We start from the raw sequence: 15,400 nt of genomic DNA, 5'->3' as shown, positions 1-15,400 counted from the left end.
GGACCCGCCTCACAGGCTGTGGGCGTCGATGTCGCCGTAAGCCGTGGTCGCCTGGATCGACAACCCCGCCTGGCCCTCGTTCTTCAGCGCGTTCCGGATCCGCCCGTACGTCGTCCCCGCGTCCAGGGACGCCGAGACACCCGCCGCCGCGCCGACCGTGATGTCGCCTGCCTGGGTGCTCAGGACCAGGTTGCCGCCCGTTGCCTCGGCGATGCGGATGTCGCCCTTGCCCGTCGTGATCTCCGCCGGGCCCGTCAGGCGGGCCACCGAGACGTCGCCCGCGTGGGCCGTCAAGCGGAGGCTCGCGGCCTCGTCGAAGACCACCTCGCCGTGGGCGCCCGAGACCGTGACGTCACCCAGGCGGCCGACGCCCCGCAGCTCCACCGCCGCGGCCTTGGCTTCCACCGAGGAGCCCTCGGGCAGCGTAACCGTCACGTCGACCGCTCCGGACGGGCCGAAGTACTGGTTCTTGGCCTCGAGCGTGACCCGCAGGACGCCGTCGTCAAACGACACTGCCGCCTCCGCAGCCGCCTTCACGTCGCGGCTCTTCGCCGGGTCGGCGGGCAGGACCTGGACGACCGTGTCGGAACGAAGGGAAGCGTCGAACCGGACCCGGCCGGCGGGGATCGAAAGCTCGGTGGCGATCGGGGCGGGGGTGGTGAACTTCTGCATCGGATTCTCCTCGAGTAGCGAAGTAGCTGGTGTGAGACCACCTTCGCCGCCCCCGCTGACACCGGGGAGCCACCGCACTGACACGTCCGCTGACACGGAGGTCAGACGTCGACCGCCAGCCGGTACCCCCGCTTCACCACCGTCTGGACCACCTTCCCGCCGCCCAGCGACGTCCGCAGCCGCCCGATCGCCGTCTCCACCGCGTGCTCCTCGCCGCCCCCGGGCAACGCCGAGATCAGCTCGCGCCGCGACACCACCCGGCCCGGTGACGCCGCCAGCGCCCGCAGCAGCGCCATCGGCGCCGGGGCCACTTCGCGCCACTCGCCGTCCACGATGGCCGCCTGGCCACGCAGTTCGATCGACCGCCCTCCCGCCCGCAACCGCGGCGAACGCGCGACCAGGGTCTCCGCCACCGTGCGGGCCAGTGCGCCGATCCGCGCGCGGTGCGGCTGGACCGTCGGCACCCCCAAAGCCGCCAACGGTCCAGCCGTAATGGGTCCGACGCACGCGGCCACCACCGGGCCGGACAGCGCCGTGACGAGCCCCGGCAGCCGGCCCGTGCGCCGGGCCAGGGCGATGAGCGACGCCGCCGCCGGCGCGCTGGTGAAGGGCAGTGCGTGGATCGAGCCGTCCAGGACGCCGTCGAGGAGCCGGTCCACCGGGCCCGGGTCGACCGGGCCGACCCAGCGGTACACCGGGATTTCGATGACTTCCGCACCCGCCGCGCGCAGCGTGTCCACGAAGTACGGCAGCGGCTCCCCGTGCAGCTGCACCGCGATCCGCAGCCCGTCGACCCCCGACGAGAGCAGGTGCTGCAGCAGCTCCGCGTTGCTCTCCGACGCCGGCGAATACGACTCCGACAGCCCGGCCGCCCGCAGCGCCCCGGTCACCTTCGGGCCCCGCGCCAACAGCGTCGCCGACGACAGCCGATCCAGCAGGGTGTCCCCCAGCCCCCAGCCCTCGGCCGCCTCGAGCCAGCCGCGGAAGCCGATGCCGGTGGTCGCGACGACCGCGTCCACCGGCGAGGCCAGCAACGCGGTGGTCGCCGCGTGCAGCTCCCGGTCGTCCGTCAGCGGCACGATCCGGATCGCCGGGCCGTACCGGACGCTCGCCCCCTTGCGCACCAGCAGCGCGCCGAGCTCGTCAGCCCGGCGCGCCGCGGTGATGCCGATCACGAAACCGGCCAGTGGGAGCACATCGCTCACGGGCTCTCCACTTCGACGACGCCTTCCCGCACGCGCACCTCGTACACCGGCACCGAGACGCCCGGAGCGTCCAGGCACTCGCCGCTGTCGAGAGCGAACCGCTCCTTGTAGACCGGCGAAGCGACCACCGGCACGCCGCCGGTGTCGCCGACGATGCCGCGAGAGAGCACCGCCGCGCCGCTGCACGGGTCCCAGTTGGACAGCGCGTACCACCGGTCGCCCGGCAGCCGGAAGATCGCCACCTGCACGCCGCCGTCGAGCAGCGCCGCCACCCCGGCGTACTCGGGCACCGCGCCGACGGGGCACACCGCCGTCCAGGTCCGTTCGATCGACGTGGTCATCGCCGCACCTCCGGAACTCCCAGCATCACGGGCACTTTCTGGTCCCGCTCCTCGCGGAACGAGATCGCCGGGTCGGGCGCGCCCGGCGCGTTGACGAACGAGGAGAACCGGGCCAGTTTCTCCGGGTCCTCCAGGACGCCCTTCCACTCGTCGGCGTAGTTGTCGACGTGCTTGGCCATCGCCGCGTCGAGGTCTTCGCAGATGCCGAGCGAGTCGTCGACGATCACCGCCCGCAGGTGGTCGAGGCCGCCTTCCAGCTCCTCGATCCACGGCGCGGTCCGCTGCAGCCGGTCGGCGGTGCGCACGTAGAACATCAGGAACCGGTCGATCGTGCGGATCAGCGTCGCGGTGTCTACATCGGACACGAGCAGGTCGGCGTGGCGCGGGGTGGTGCCGCCGTTGCCGCCGACGTAGAGGTTCCAGCCGTTCTCCGTGGCGATGATGCCGAAGTCCTTGCTCCGCGCCTCCGCGCACTCCCGGGCACAACCCGAGACCGCCGACTTCAGCTTGTGCGGCGAGCGCAGCCCGCGGTAGCGCAGCTCCAGCTCGATCGCCAGCCCGACGCTGTCCTGGACGCCGTAGCGGCACCACGTCGAGCCGACGCACGACTTGACCGTCCGCAGCGCCTTGCCGTAGGCGTGCCCGGACTCGAACCCGGCGTCGACGAGCCGCCGCCAGATCAGCGGCAACTGGTCCACCGTGGCCCCGAACAGGTCGATCCGCTGGCCGCCGGTGATCTTCGTGTACAGCCCGAAGTCACGCGCCACTTCGCCGATCACGATCAGCTTGTCCGGCGTGATCTCGCCGCCGGGGATCCGCGGGACCACCGAGTACGTGCCGTTGCGCTGCAGGTTCGCCAGGTACCGGTCGTTGGTGTCCTGCAGCGTCATCTGCTCGCCGCCGAGCACGTGCCCGTTGCCGAGGGTGGCCAGGATCGACGCCACCGCCGGCTTGCAGATCGCGCAGCCGCTGCCCGAGCCGTACCGGGCGATCAGCTCGCTGAACGTGGTGATCCGGGTGGCCTGGATGATCTCGAACAGCTCCGCGCGCGACTGCGGGAAGTGCTCGCAGACGGCCTTCGACTGCTCGACGCCGGCCGCGCTGAGCAGCTTGCTCAGCAGCGGGACGCACGAACCGCAGGCCGTGCCCGCCCGGGTGCACGCTTTGAGCTTCGGGACGGTGTCGCAGCCGTCTTCGTGGATGGCGTTCGTGATCGCGCCCTTGGACACCGCGTTGCACGAGCAGATCTGGGCCGCGTCCGGCAGCGCGTCGACACCGACCGCGGCACCACCGCCCGCCGGGGCGAGGATCGCGCCCGGCTCGGCCGGCAGCGGACGGCCGACCAGCGCGCGCAGCGTGTTGTACTCGGTCGCGTCGCCGACGAGCACGCCACCCAGGAGGGTCTTGCCGTCGTCGGTGACCACCAGCTTCTTGTACGTCCCGGCCACGGCGTCGTTGACGGCGACTTCCAGCGCACCTTCGGTCGTCGCGTGGGCGTCCCCGAAGGAAGCGACGTCGACACCCATCAGCTTCAGTTTCGTGGACGTGTCCGGCTCCGGGAACGTCCCGGCCCCGCCGGTGAGCTGCGCGGCGACGATCTCCGCCATCGCGTACCCGGGCGCAACGATGCCGTACACGCGGCCCTCGACCGCAGCGCACTCGCCGATCGCGTAGATCGCCGGGTCGCTGGTGCGGCAGGAGGCATCCGTCAGCACACCGCCGCGCGGGCCCAGGTCCAGGCCGGACTGCCGGGCGAGGTCGTCGCGCGGCCGGACACCGGCCGAGAACACGACCAGGTCGACGTCCAGCTCGGTGCCGTTGCCCAGCTTGGCCAGCAGCCGCGAGCCGTCGGCCTCGATCGCGTCGGTGGAGGTTCCCGTGTGGACGGTGACGTCCAGGTTGGTGATCAGCCGCCGCAGCAGCGACCCGCCGCCCTCGTCGACCTGCAGCGGCATCAGCCGCGGCGCCATCTCGACGACGTGCGGCGAGAGGCCCATGTCCCGCAACGCCTTCGCGGCCTCCAAGCCGAGCAGGCCACCGCCGATGACGACGGCCGAGCGCCGTCCGCGGCCCGGCTTGTCGATCGCCGCGGCGCGGATGCGGTCGAGGTCCTCGATGGTCCGGTAGACGAAGCAGCCGTCCAGGTCGTGCCCGGGCACCGGCGGCACGAACGGCCGCGAGCCGGTGGCCAGCACCAGGGCGTCGTAGGCAACGACGTCGCCGGAGGCCGTGGTGACTGTCTTCGCGGAGCGGTCCACCGAAACCGCCAGCTCACCGAGCCGGAGGTCGACGTGGGAGTCGCCCGCGTAGTCCGAGCCGGGCAGGGCCAGGGTGGCCGGGTCCCACGTGTCCACATAGGACGTGAGGGCCACCCGGTCGTACGCCGGGCGCGGCTCCTCGGACAGGACGACGATGTGCCAGTTCCCCGAAGGGTCTTCCGCGCGCACCGCCTCCACGAGCCGGTGGGCGACCATGCCGTGTCCGGCGACGACCAGGGTGGGCATCTCAGACCTCCGCTCCCGCGAGCGCCAGACCGCGCTCACTCGTGGGCTGTTCGGCGGGCTTCCGCAGGTAGACCGCCCAGGTGACGGCGAAGCAGAGCCCGTAGAAGACGAGGAATCCGATGAAGGCGGGCACGCCGCTCTTCGCGTCGGCGAACGACTGCCGGAAGGCCAGGTTGATGAACAGGCCGCCCTCGGCGCCGATCGCGCCGGCCAGGCCGATCAGGGCACCGGACAGGCGCCGCGCCTTGAGCAGCTCGGCCGCTTCTCCGGCACCGTTCGCGATGGCGACCTTGGCCTTGGCGCGGAAGATGGCCGGGATCATCTTGTAGGTCGAGCCGTTGCCGATGCCGGTGAGCACGAACAGCACCACGAACGCGACCGTGAACAGCACCAGCGACTTCGAGGTCGAGGCCAGGATCAGCACGACCGTGGCCAGGGCCATCCCGATGAACGTGAAGAAGGTGATCTTACCGCCGCCGACGCGGTCGGCGAGCCAGCCGCCGGTGGGCCGGGACAGCGAGCCGAGCAGCGGGCCGAGGAAGGTCACCGCGGCCGCCTGCAGCGGGGTGCGGCCGAACTGGTTCTGCAGCACCAGGCCGAACGCGAAGCTGTAGCCGATGAACGAGCCGAACGTGCCGACGTAGAGGAACGACATCACCCACGTGTGCGGGTCCTTGACGACCTCGCGCATCGCCTTCGTGTCGCCCTTCATGGTGGCGAGGTTGTCCATGAAGAAGTACGCGCACAGCGCGGCGACCACGATCAGCGGCAGGTAGACGAACAGCACCAGCCGGGGCGCGGTCGCTCCCGCCGTGCCGATCACCAGCAGCCCGACCAGCTGGATCGCCGCGACGCCGAGGTTGCCGCCGCCGGCGTTGAGGCCCAGCGCCCAGCCCTTGTGCTTCTCCGGGTAGAAGGCGTTGATGTTCGTCATCGACGACGCGAAGTTGCCGCCGCCCACCCCGCCGAGGGCGGCGACGAGCAGGAAGGTGCCGAGCGACGTGCCGGGGTGCAGCACGATCGCGGCCAGCGTGGTCGGGATCAGCAGCAGCACCGCGCTGACGACCGTCCAGTTGCGGCCGCCGAACTTCGCCACGGCGAAGGTGTAGGGCAGCCGCATCAGGCCGCCGATCAGCGTCGGCGTCGAGACGAGCAGGAACTTGTCGGCGGCGGAGAAGCCGTAGTCCTTGCCCATGAACAGGACGATGACCGACCAGAGGGTCCAGATCGAGAAGCCGATGTGCTCGGCGAAGACGGAGAACCACAGGTTGCGGCGGGCGACCTTCTTGCCGGTGGACTCCCAGAATTCTTCGTTCTCGGGTTCCCAGTGCTCGATCCAGTGCTTTCCTTGGTGGGCCACGGCGTGCTCCTTCGTGCGGCGGTTCGAGGTGGTCATTGCGCGGCGAGCCAGTTCGCGATGCCGCCGACGGTGTCCGTGCACCCGCCGCATCCCGTCGTCGCTCGCGTGGCCCGCGCCAGTGCGGGGGTGTCGGTGGCCCCGGCCTTCCAGGCTTCGATCAGCCGGCCCTTGGTGACGTTGTTGCAGCGGCAGATCACCGCCGCGGCGGGCAGGTCGGCGGGGCTGGCCGCGGGCGTGCTGCCGGTGGGCAGCGCGCGGCCGAGCAGGACGGCGAGCCGGTCTTCCGGCAGCGGCGTCCCGCGGTCGTGGAACTGGGTGATGGTCGCGGCCGCGTCGGGCAGGCCGAGCAGGATCGCCCCGGTGACACGGTTTTCGCGGACGACGAGCTTGCCGTACCGGCCACCGGTGGGGTCGTTGAAGGTGAGCACCTCGGCGCCGTTGTCGGATGCTTCGAGCTGGGTCTCGCCGAGGGCGGCGAGGTCGATGCCGCGGGCCTTGAGCCGGGTGACGGCCGTGGTGCCGCGGTAGCGGGCCGCCGCGTTCGTCCCGGTCAGGACGTCGGCGAGGACTTCTGCCTGCTCCCAGGCGGGCTGGATCAGCCCGGCCGGGGCGCCGGGGTGGCGGGCGCAGTCGCCGAGGGCGTGGATGCGGCCGTCGCTGGTGCGCAGCACGTCGTCCACGAGGATGCCCATGTCGACGTCGAGACCGGCTTCGGCGGCCAGGCGCGTCTCGGCGCGGACCCCCGCGGCGACGACGACCAGGTCGGCCGGGACGAGGCTGCCGTCGTCCAGCTTCAAGCCGTCGCCGGGCAGGTAGCGGGCGGCGGTGGCGCCGAACTTGAACGTCACGCCCATGTCGGTCAGCTGCCGGGCCAGCACGTGGCCGGCGGCCGGGTCGAGCTGGCGTTCCATGACGTGGCCCAGCGGGTGCACGACGGTCACCTGGTTGCCGCGCCCGGCCAGGCCGCGGGCGGCTTCGAGGCCGAGCAGGCCACCGCCGAGCACCGCGACCGGCGCGCCGAAGCGGGCGGCGTCGAGGATCTTGGCGCAGTCGTCGAGGCTGCGGAAGGCGACCACGCCGGGCCCGGCTTCGAGGCCTTCCACCGGCGGGATCCACGGGTTCGCGCCGGTGGCGAGAACCAGGGCGTCGTAGTCGACGGAGGAGCCGTCGGCCAGCTCGACGCAGCGCTTCTCGCGGTCGATGCGTTCGACGTCGACGCCGAGCCGCAGGTCGATGTTGTGGCGCTGGGCCCACTCGTCGTCGTGCAGGCGGACGCTGTCGGCGCTCATCCCGCCGGCCACGACCGCGGACAGCAGCACCCGGTTGTAGGCCGCGTGCTGTTCGGCACCGAGGACGGTCAGCCGGACCCGTTCGGCGATCGGGTCCCGGCGGCGGATCTCGTCCGCGAGCCGGGCGCCGGCCATGCCGTACCCGACGATGACGACTTCACGAGGGCTCACGCGGCACCATCCACGGTAGACAAGGACACGGCACACACCTTGAACTCCGGCATCCGGGAAACCGGGTCGAGCGCCGGATTGGTGAACAAGTTGGCGCGTTGCTCACCGGGGAAGTGGAACGGCAGGAAGACCAGGTCGGGCTTCAACGACTGGGCGAACCGCACTCGCGCGACCGTCTCGCCGCGCCGCGACCGGACCAGCGCCCGGTCGCCTTCTTCGAGTCCGGCCCGCTTGGCGGTGTCCGGGTGGACCTCGACGAACGCCTCCGGCACGACCTCGGTGAGTTCGTCGATCAGCCGCGTCTGGGCACCCGACTGGTAGTGCTGCAGGACGCGGCCGGTGGTGGCCTGCAAGGGAAACTCGTCGTCGGGCAGCTCGGCCGGGCCGGTGTGCTCGACCGGCACGAACCGCGCGCGGCCGTCCGGGTGCGCGAAGGCGTCGAGGAACATCCGCGGCGTCCCGGGGTGGTCGTCCGCCGGGACGGGCCAGTGCAGGGCTTCCCCCGCGCGCAGCCGGTCGTAGCTGACGCCGGAGTAGTCGGCGATGCCGCCCTTCGACGCGATCCGCAGCTCCTCGAACACCGTCTCGGCATCGGCGGGGAACCGGTTTTCCGGCTGGCCCAGCCGTTGTGCGAGGCCGTTCAGGACGTCGAGGTCGGACCGGACGCCGGGCGGCGGAGTCAACGCCTTGCGGCGCAGCAGGATCCGGCCCTCGAGGTTGGTGAGCGTGCCGTCCTCTTCGGCCCACTGGGTGACCGGCAGGACGACGTCGGCCAGCGCCGCCGTCTCCGACAGCACGAAGTCGGCGACCACCAGGAAGTCCAGCGACGCCAGCCGGTCCTGGACGCGCTGCGAGCGCGGGGCGGAGACGACCACGTTGCTGCCGAACACCATCAGCGCCTTCGGGCCGTTCTCCTGGCCGAGCGCTTCGAGCAGTTCGGTGGCCGAGCGGCCGGGACCGGGCAGGCTCGCGGCGTCGACACCCCAGACGCCGGCGACGTACTCGCGCGCGGCCGAGTCGTCGAGCTTGCGGTAGCCCGGGAGCTGGTCGGCCTTCTGGCCGTGCTCGCGGCCGCCTTGGCCGTTGCCCTGACCGGTGAGGCAGCCGTACCCGGAGCCGTTCCGGCCGGGCAGGCCGAGGCTGAGCGCGAGGTTGATCCAGGCGCCGACGGTCGCGGTCCCGGTGGCGTGCTGCTCGGTGCCGCGCGCGGTGAGGACGTAGGCGTTGCGGGCTCCTGCGAGCTTTTCGGCGGCGAGGCGCATGTCGGCGGCCGAGACGCCGGTGACGCGCTCGGCGCGTTCCGGCCACCAGCTCGCGGCGATCCGCCACAGTTCGGCGAACCCGCTGGTTCGATCGTCCACATAGGACTGATCGAGGTGCCCGCCTTCGACGACGGCGTGCAGGATGCCCAGGGCCAGCGCGAGATCCGTGCCGGGCGCGGGCGCCAGGTGCAGGCTCGCGAGTTCGGCGGTCGGGGTGCGCCGCGGGTCGACGACGATGAGGTCGGTGCCCCGCAGGTGCTGCGTGAACGGCGGCATGGTCTCGGCCGGGTTCGCCCCGGCGAGCAGCACGACGTCGGCGTTCTTGAGGTCGGTGACGGGAAACGGCATCCCGCGGTCGGCTCCGAAGGCCTTGATCCCCGCGGCGGCGGCCGAGGACATGCACCACCGGCCGTTGTAGTCGATCTGCGAGGTGCCGAGCGCGACGCGGGCGAACTTGCCGAGCAGGTACGCCTTTTCGTTGGTCAGCCCGCCGCCGCCGAAGATCGCGACGCCGTCCGGGCCGTGTTCGGTTCGGATCGCTTCGAGCTTCCGGGCGACGAAGTCGAGGGCGAAGTCCCAGCTCACCGGCTCGAGCACACCGTTCACGCGCAGCATCGGCGTGGTCAGCCGCTTCGGGCTCGTCAGGAGGGAGCCGGCGGTCCAGCCCTTCTGGCACAGACCGCCGGCGTTGACCGGGAAGTCCCGCGGCGTCACGCGGGCGCCGTCGAGGCTCATCCCGCACTGCAGGGCGCAGTACGGGCAGTGGGTGTCGACCTGCGGCATCGGGCACCTCCTTGGCGTTTCGGGCGTGCCCTGACGCTAAGGAGGCCGTGTTAACCGGATTCGACCGAATGTTTCAGGCAGTTGACATTGCGGCGGTGTTTCCGGCGCCCGGCCGGTGAGATCTCCGTCCACGTGCCGGGAGTCCGGAGGTCAGCGCGGCTTTACCGGAGGTGACGCCGGATCTTGCGACCTCGGTCACAAGCGACCCCAGCCGTTCTGGTCGATGATCCGGCACGTGAACCACCAGGGCGAGGTGCCGAACGGATCGGGCAGCGTCTGCGCCAGGTATCGGCGGTCGGCCTTGGCCAGTTCCGCACCGATCAGCGCCCGCTCGCGGCGCGGCAGCGCGCTCAGCACCTGCGCGAGCTCGAGCCGGTCCTGCCGCGGTTCGCAAGCGGGGCGCGGGCAGTCCCGTTGCGAGAGCCGGCTGGGTGGCCGAGTCCGGTTCTGCCAGCGTCGGAGCGCACCGGCGACGGTACCCGGCACCAGGCCGGCGTCCGCTTCGGCGAAAGCGAGCTGCCGCTGCTCGCGGCGGGAGAGGTAAGGGATCTTGGCCGGCGGCGGTCCCGCGACGTCGAGTCGGCGGCGGCGGCGCAGGCTTCCAGGGCGCCTACGCGGCATGGCCCTTTCGGTAGGTGATCACCCGGCCATCATCCCGGACGGCCGCGTAAGTCACAAGACCCCGGACACCTCGCGGGCCGCGGCGCGCAGGCCGTCCAGTGCTGCCTGCGTCGATTTGGGGTTCAGCGCGTTGGCCGCCAGCCGGAACAGCACCGCGCGCAGCAGCAGCTGCGGCCACTCCGGCAGGTGGGCCCAGCGTTCGAGCAGGTCACGGCCCGCGCCGCCCCACGCCAGCGCGTCCACCGCGACGATCGCCGCGCCGTACTCACCGGGCCGGTAGTACGGCACGAAGTCGACCAGGCCGGGGCTGGCATCGCCGTCGAACAGCAACCCGGCCAGCAACTCTCCGTGGGCCACCTGCAGCGGCAACCCGATCGGGCGGCGGGCGGGCGCCAGGACCTCGAACCAGCGGCCGCCCTTCGTCTCCTCCAGGGGAACCTCGAGTTCCTCCCACGCCACGCGGTCGGCGACCGCATCGACGTCGGTGCGGCTGTCGAGGAAGTCGGGGCGGGGCAGGCCGATCGTCGCGCGGTGCAGTTTCACCGCCGCCAGCACCGAGGCGTCGCCGCGGTGCTCGTGCGTGCCGGACAGGAACCGGGACGCCGTCCAGCCGCCGACGATCCAGCGGCCGTCCGTCGACCGGACCGGCTTGCCGACCCGCAGGCCCGGCTCGCGGACGTAGTCGAGCGCGTGCGCGGTCCACAGCGTCCGGACCTTGTCAGTGACCGGCTTGAACACGAGGTCGCCGCAGCGCCACGCCGTCGAATCCGGCAGGCGTTCGGCGGCGTCGGCGGGGCCGCCGAAGGCCGCGCAGACGTGCGCCGGGGGACGTTCGAGGGTTGACCGCACGGCCGTGACGTTACCCGGCCGGGTGGACCACGAATGAGAAGACGCGCTGCTCACACACGGTTTCCCGGCCGGGCAAAACACACACTGTCAGTAGGTCGGCAGGCTCGGGTCGATCTGCTTGGCCCAGGCGAGCACGCCGCCGCCGAGGTGCGTCGCGTCCTTGAAGCCGGCCGCGTGCAGGGCGGCGAGGGCCTCGGCGGACCGGGCACCCGACTTGCAGTGCAGGACGATCGGCTTGTCCTGCGGCAGCTCGGCCAGCGCCTCGCCCGAAAGGATCCGGTCCTTCGGGATCAGCGTCGCGCCCTTGATGTTGACGATCTCGTACTCGTGCGGCTCGCGGACGTCGATCAGCGCGAAGTTCTCGCCGCTGTCGAACTTGGCCTTGAGCTCGGCCGGGGTGATGGTGCTCCCCGAAGCGGCCGAAGCGGCTTCGTCCGAAACGACCCCGCAGAACGCCTCGTAGTCGATCAGCTCGGTGATCTTCGGCGTGTCCGGGTCCTTGCGGATCTTGACCTCGCGGTACTTCATCTCCAGCGCGTCGTAGCTGATCAGGCGGCCGAGCAGCGGCTCGCCGATGCCGGTGATGAGCTTGATCGCCTCGGTGACCATGATCGAGCCGATGGACGCGCACAGCACGCCCAGCACGCCACCCTCGGCGCAGGAGGGGACCATGCCCGGAGGCGGCGGCTCGGGGTAGAGGTCGCGGTAGTTGAGGCCCTTGCCGTTCGGCGCGTCTTCCCAGAACACGCTCACCTGGCCCTCGAACCGGAAGATCGAACCCCAGACGTACGGCTTGCCGAGGAGCACGGCGGCGTCGTTGACCAGGTAGCGCGTCGCGAAGTTGTCGGTGCCGTCGACGATCAGGTCGTACTGCCCGAAGATCTCCAGCGCGTTCGACGAGTCCAGCCGGTCGGTGTGCAGGTGCACCTTGACCAGCGGGTTGATCTCCGCGATCGACTCCTGCGCGGACGCGGCCTTGAGCTTGCCGACGTCGGACTGGCCGTGGATGACCTGGCGCTGCAGATTCGACTCGTCCACGACGTCGAAGTCGACGATGCCGAGCGTGCCGACCCCGGCGGCGGCCAGGTACAGCAGCGCGGGGCTGCCGAGGCCGCCGGCCCCGATCACCAGGACCTTGGCGTTCTTCAGCCGCTTCTGCCCGTCCATCCCGACGTCCGGGATGATCAGGTGACGGCTGTAGCGGGCCACCTCTTCCTTGGTGAGCTCGGCAGCCGGCTCGACGAGCGGCGGCAGTGCTGACATGGGTCCTCCATCTCGCGCGCGTATCGCGTCCATCCCACTACGCACAACGCGCGCGGGCAAATACGTCTTCCCGCGTCCACATGCTGGGAGAACTTCAGGCGGCGGGCTTGGGGTTCGGCCACGCGTTGGGCAGGCAGGTGCGGCCGTCCTTGGCCACCTTGCCCTTGTCGCCGCCGGGGATGTCGTTGAGCATCGAGACGTAGTCGTCGGAGACCCCGAAGGACTGCTGCATCATCACCGGCGCGGGCTGGCCTTCGCCGCCGCAGCCGACGTGCTGGTTGCCCAGGGCGTGCCCGACCTCGTGGTTGATGGCGTACTGCCGGTAGCCGGTCATGTCCGCGTTGAACGCCTTGGCGCCGCGCACCCAGCGGGCCAGGTTGATCAGCACGCGGCCGAGGCTCTTGCGGTAGCAGGAGGCCTCGAACTTGATCTGGAAGCCGCAGGCGTCCGGCCGGTGGGTGGTCTCCGGCGTGGTGAGGCTCACCTTGAACGACGGGTTCGGGAAGCTGCCGTCCACCCGCTGGAACGCGATCTTGCCGTCCCAGGTCCAGCCCTGGGTCGGGTTCGACAGGGTGCCCTGGACGGCCGCGGCGAAGGCGTCGTCGCCGGCGTAGCTCGACGGGTCGATCCCGTCCTCGACCTCGACGGTGTAGGTGTACAGCTTCCCGTTGCCGATCTTCGGGCCGCTGCCCGGGACGACGTGCCACTTGCCGGCGCCGGCCTGGGTGAACGGGATGCCCTCGGGCAGGTCCGCGGTCGGCACCTTGAGGTCGACCGGAGTGGCCGGGTTCTCCGGGATGGCCTGCTCGCCGTTGCCGTCGATCGCGCCGCCGGAGCTGTCGCCGCCCGCGGACTCGACACCGGACCCGGCGGCGCCCGCGCCCTGCTCGGCGATCGGCTGGGCCGGGCTGGTGGCCGTGTTGACCACGACGAGCACGGTCAGCACGACCAGGATCGGCAGGGCGTAGACGCGCCAGCCGTAGGTCTTCGTCAGCTTCGCGATGCCCGACTTCGGCGGTTCTTCGACCTTCTTCTCGGCCTTGACCTCGACGTGCGGCTTCCACGAGGCGCTCAGCGGCTCGGCACTGGTCCGCCGCCCGCCGGGGCGGTAGCGGTCCTCCTCGAGGCGCTGGGCCGCCGCTTTCGACGGGCGGTACTGCCCGGTGCGGGGGTGGTCCTCGGCGTCCGGCGTCCGGCGGGCCGACGCGCGGTGGGGCGGCCGGCGATCTTCGCCTCGCGCGTCCTGCTTCACCCGGTCCACCGCACCAGGGTGCCACAGCGGCGCGGCACCGCTCGCGCCGACTGGCGGATCATCGAGTGAACTCGGCGTCGCCCGATCGGGCTACCAGGTGCCCGCTTCGACGTGCTCCCACATGCCCAGCACGGCCTTCGCGACCACGACCGGACGCTCCATCTGGGCCACGTGCCCGGTGCGCGGGAGCACGAGCAGGCGGGCCCGCGGGATCGCCCGGGCGGTCCGCACGGCGCGTTTCACCGAGATGACGCGGTCCTCGCGGCCCCAGACCACCAGCGTCGGCGCCTTGACGAGCGGCGCGACCGACCACAGCGACGCCTTCCCCAGCGTCGACCAGGCCCGGAAGATGGCGAACGTGCTGCGTGCCATCGCGGGCGCGGCCCAGGCGAACCCGGCGCGGGCGCCGTGTTCCTCGGTCAGCTCGTCCAGGCGGCTTTCGGGGAACCGCGACGGGTCGGCGAAGCACAGCTTGATGACCTGCGCGGCGCGTTCCCGCGGCCCGAGCGCGGCCAGCTGGGCCCGCACGCGGGCACCGACCAGCGGCAGGTAGGCGAGCGCCATCCGCGGGTCCGACAGCCGCCGCGGGTCGAGGCGCAGGTCCGGCACCGCGGGCGAGATCAGGGTCAGCGTCTTGACCAGCTCCGGCTTCTGCGCCGCGACCAGCAGGGCGATCGCGCCGCCCATGGAGTTGCCGAACAGGTGCACCGGCCCACCGACCGCCTCGATGTGCTTCGTGACGACGTCCGCGTGCGCCTGGAGCGTGAAGTCGAAGCCCTTTTCCGGCTCGGAGTTGCCGAACCCGGGCAGGTCGATCGCCGTGCCGCCGGCGACCGGCGCGAGCAGCGCGGCCAGGTCGGTCCAGTTCGTCGACGAGCCGCCGAGACCGTGGACGTAGACCGCGGGCACGCCGTCCGGGCCCGGCGTGCGGCGGACGTGCAGGCGGGCTGTGCCGACCTCTTCGAAGGCCGCCGGCCAGGGCGCCGGGAGCGGGTCGAGCGACGGCAAGGCCCTGGTCGAGAGCGGCACGTGGGTCAGCGGCGACCGGGCCTGCACGGGGGTGTCCACGAGTCCAGAATGCCCGACCCTTGGCGCGGCACACGTACCGGCGAGTAATCTTCAGGGCGACTTCACGCGGTGGCGACCCCGCCCGTCGAAGAAGCGATGACGGGAGGACGAGCATGACGGAGATGACGCGGCTGCAGCAACGTGGGGTGCGGCTGCCCCGGACCGAGCGCCGGGCCCAGCTCCTCGCCGCGGCGCAGCGGGTCTTCGCCGAGAACGGTTACCACGCCGCCGCGATGGACGAGATCGCCGAGGTCGCGGGCGTCTCGAAGCCGGTGCTGTACCAGCACTTCCCCGGCAAGCTGGACCTGTACATCGCGCTGCTGGAAAGCCACGTCGACGAGCTGGTCAAGCGCGTCCAGAACGCGCTGGACTCGACGACGGAGAACAAGCAGCGCGTCCCGGCGACGGTCGGCGCGTTCTTCGACTTCGTCAGCAACGACGCGGGCGCGTTCCGGATGGTGTTCGAGTCCGACCTGCGTGGCGAGCCGGCGGTCCAGGAAGCGGTCGACCGGGCGACGTCGGCGAGCGTGGACGCGATCACCGAGACGATCACGGCGGACGCGGGTCTCGACGAGGACAAGGCGCGGCTGCTGGCGGTCGGGCTGGTCGGGATGAGCCAGGTCAGCGCGCGGTTCTGGCTGGCCCACCACCAGTCGATGAGCCGCGAGGAAGCGGTGGCCCTGACGGCCAACCTCGCCTGGCGCGGCATCGGCGGCGGCTTCCCGCTCAAGGACTCCTGACCGGATGCAGTGAATGACTC

Annotated in this window: 13 protein-coding genes; 1 reads left to right on the top strand and 12 read right to left on the bottom strand. The window is 71.7% G+C overall.

All coding sequences use genetic code 11. From position 1 onward, the window contains the following. Positions 1 to 9: 9 nt before the first annotated feature. The 12 genes from ACFPLC_RS20205 to ACFPLC_RS20150 all read right to left on the bottom strand — a co-directional run bounded on the left by ACFPLC_RS20205 (position 10) and on the right by ACFPLC_RS20150 (position 14,640). Positions 10 to 672 carry a DUF4097 family beta strand repeat-containing protein gene (locus ACFPLC_RS20205; RefSeq protein WP_378195353.1) on the bottom strand — a complete coding sequence of 221 codons (663 nt, stop codon included), beginning with the start codon at positions 670 to 672 and terminating at the stop codon, positions 10 to 12. A 101-nt stretch (positions 673 to 773) separates the two neighbouring features. After that, entirely contained in the window at positions 774 to 1,877 is a 1,104-nt protein-coding gene (locus ACFPLC_RS20200) for a uroporphyrinogen-III synthase (protein ID WP_378195350.1), read from the bottom strand. Next, the gene (gene nirD / locus ACFPLC_RS20195; protein WP_191314081.1) at positions 1,874 to 2,218 is read right to left on the bottom strand and encodes a nitrite reductase small subunit NirD; all 345 of its coding nucleotides are present in this window, start codon (positions 2,216 to 2,218) and stop codon (positions 1,874 to 1,876) included. Before nirD ends, ACFPLC_RS20200 begins: the two co-directional genes overlap by 4 nt. Further along, positions 2,215 to 4,722 carry a nitrite reductase large subunit NirB gene (gene nirB / locus ACFPLC_RS20190; RefSeq protein WP_378195346.1) on the bottom strand — a complete coding sequence of 836 codons (2,508 nt, stop codon included), beginning with the start codon at positions 4,720 to 4,722 and terminating at the stop codon, positions 2,215 to 2,217. Before nirB ends, nirD begins: the two co-directional genes overlap by 4 nt. A gap of 1 nt (position 4,723) precedes the next feature. Further along, positions 4,724 to 6,118, bottom strand: coding sequence for a nitrate/nitrite transporter (locus tag ACFPLC_RS20185; RefSeq protein ID WP_378195343.1), 1,395 nt, complete (start codon positions 6,116 to 6,118; stop codon positions 4,724 to 4,726). After that, on the bottom strand, positions 6,115 to 7,542 hold the full coding sequence (locus ACFPLC_RS20180) for an FAD-dependent oxidoreductase (protein WP_378195340.1): 1,428 nt from the start codon (positions 7,540 to 7,542) through the stop codon (positions 6,115 to 6,117). The genes ACFPLC_RS20185 and ACFPLC_RS20180 overlap by 4 nt, the downstream gene beginning before the upstream one ends. After that, positions 7,539 to 9,587 (bottom strand): molybdopterin oxidoreductase family protein, encoded by a 2,049-nt coding sequence (locus ACFPLC_RS20175; protein WP_378195338.1) that lies wholly within the window; start codon positions 9,585 to 9,587, stop codon positions 7,539 to 7,541. The genes ACFPLC_RS20180 and ACFPLC_RS20175 overlap by 4 nt, the downstream gene beginning before the upstream one ends. A gap of 195 nt (positions 9,588 to 9,782) precedes the next feature. Then, complete coding sequence (locus ACFPLC_RS20170) at positions 9,783 to 10,208, bottom strand: hypothetical protein (protein WP_378195335.1); 426 nt, start codon at positions 10,206 to 10,208, stop codon at positions 9,783 to 9,785. Between the two features lie 51 nt (positions 10,209 to 10,259). Next, the gene (locus ACFPLC_RS20165) at positions 10,260 to 11,057 is read right to left on the bottom strand and encodes a TIGR02569 family protein (protein ID WP_378195332.1); all 798 of its coding nucleotides are present in this window, start codon (positions 11,055 to 11,057) and stop codon (positions 10,260 to 10,262) included. Between the two features lie 87 nt (positions 11,058 to 11,144). Continuing rightward, positions 11,145 to 12,320 carry an adenylyltransferase/sulfurtransferase MoeZ gene (gene moeZ / locus ACFPLC_RS20160; RefSeq protein ID WP_378195330.1) on the bottom strand — a complete coding sequence of 392 codons (1,176 nt, stop codon included), beginning with the start codon at positions 12,318 to 12,320 and terminating at the stop codon, positions 11,145 to 11,147. A 94-nt stretch (positions 12,321 to 12,414) separates the two neighbouring features. Next, positions 12,415 to 13,581, bottom strand: a complete 1,167-nt coding sequence (locus tag ACFPLC_RS20155; RefSeq protein WP_378195327.1) for a DUF3152 domain-containing protein — start codon at positions 13,579 to 13,581, stop codon at positions 12,415 to 12,417. Between the two features lie 81 nt (positions 13,582 to 13,662). Further along, positions 13,663 to 14,640, bottom strand: coding sequence for an alpha/beta fold hydrolase (locus ACFPLC_RS20150; RefSeq protein WP_378195324.1), 978 nt, complete (start codon positions 14,638 to 14,640; stop codon positions 13,663 to 13,665). A 113-nt stretch (positions 14,641 to 14,753) separates the two neighbouring features. Between ACFPLC_RS20150 and ACFPLC_RS20145 the strand changes: the two genes are divergently transcribed. Continuing rightward, positions 14,754 to 15,380 carry a TetR/AcrR family transcriptional regulator gene (locus ACFPLC_RS20145; protein ID WP_003095505.1) on the top strand — a complete coding sequence of 209 codons (627 nt, stop codon included), beginning with the start codon at positions 14,754 to 14,756 and terminating at the stop codon, positions 15,378 to 15,380. Positions 15,381 to 15,400: the final 20 nt, after the last annotated feature.

Source organism: Amycolatopsis plumensis (assembly GCF_042652605.1).
Lineage (GTDB): Bacteria > Actinomycetota > Actinomycetes > Mycobacteriales > Pseudonocardiaceae > Amycolatopsis > Amycolatopsis plumensis.
Note: the sequence above shows the minus strand (reverse complement) of the source record. Positions and strands in the feature narration are given on the sequence as shown.

Bases quoted from the DNA above. Each gene is read 5' to 3' on its own strand.
- ACFPLC_RS20145 (WP_003095505.1), top strand. From the start codon at position 14,754: ATGACGGAGATGACGCGGCTGCAGCAACGTGGGGTGCGGCTGCCCCGG.
- moeZ (WP_378195330.1), bottom strand. From the start codon at position 12,320: ATGTCAGCACTGCCGCCGCTCGTCGAGCCGGCTGCCGAGCTCACCAAG.
- ACFPLC_RS20170 (WP_378195335.1), bottom strand. From the start codon at position 10,208: ATGCCGCGTAGGCGCCCTGGAAGCCTGCGCCGCCGCCGCCGACTCGAC.
- ACFPLC_RS20185 (WP_378195343.1), bottom strand. From the start codon at position 6,118: ATGACCACCTCGAACCGCCGCACGAAGGAGCACGCCGTGGCCCACCAA.
- ACFPLC_RS20175 (WP_378195338.1), bottom strand. From the start codon at position 9,587: ATGCCGCAGGTCGACACCCACTGCCCGTACTGCGCCCTGCAGTGCGGG.
- nirD (WP_191314081.1), bottom strand. From the start codon at position 2,218: ATGACCACGTCGATCGAACGGACCTGGACGGCGGTGTGCCCCGTCGGC.
- nirB (WP_378195346.1), bottom strand. From the start codon at position 4,722: ATGCCCACCCTGGTCGTCGCCGGACACGGCATGGTCGCCCACCGGCTC.
- ACFPLC_RS20205 (WP_378195353.1), bottom strand. From the start codon at position 672: ATGCAGAAGTTCACCACCCCCGCCCCGATCGCCACCGAGCTTTCGATC.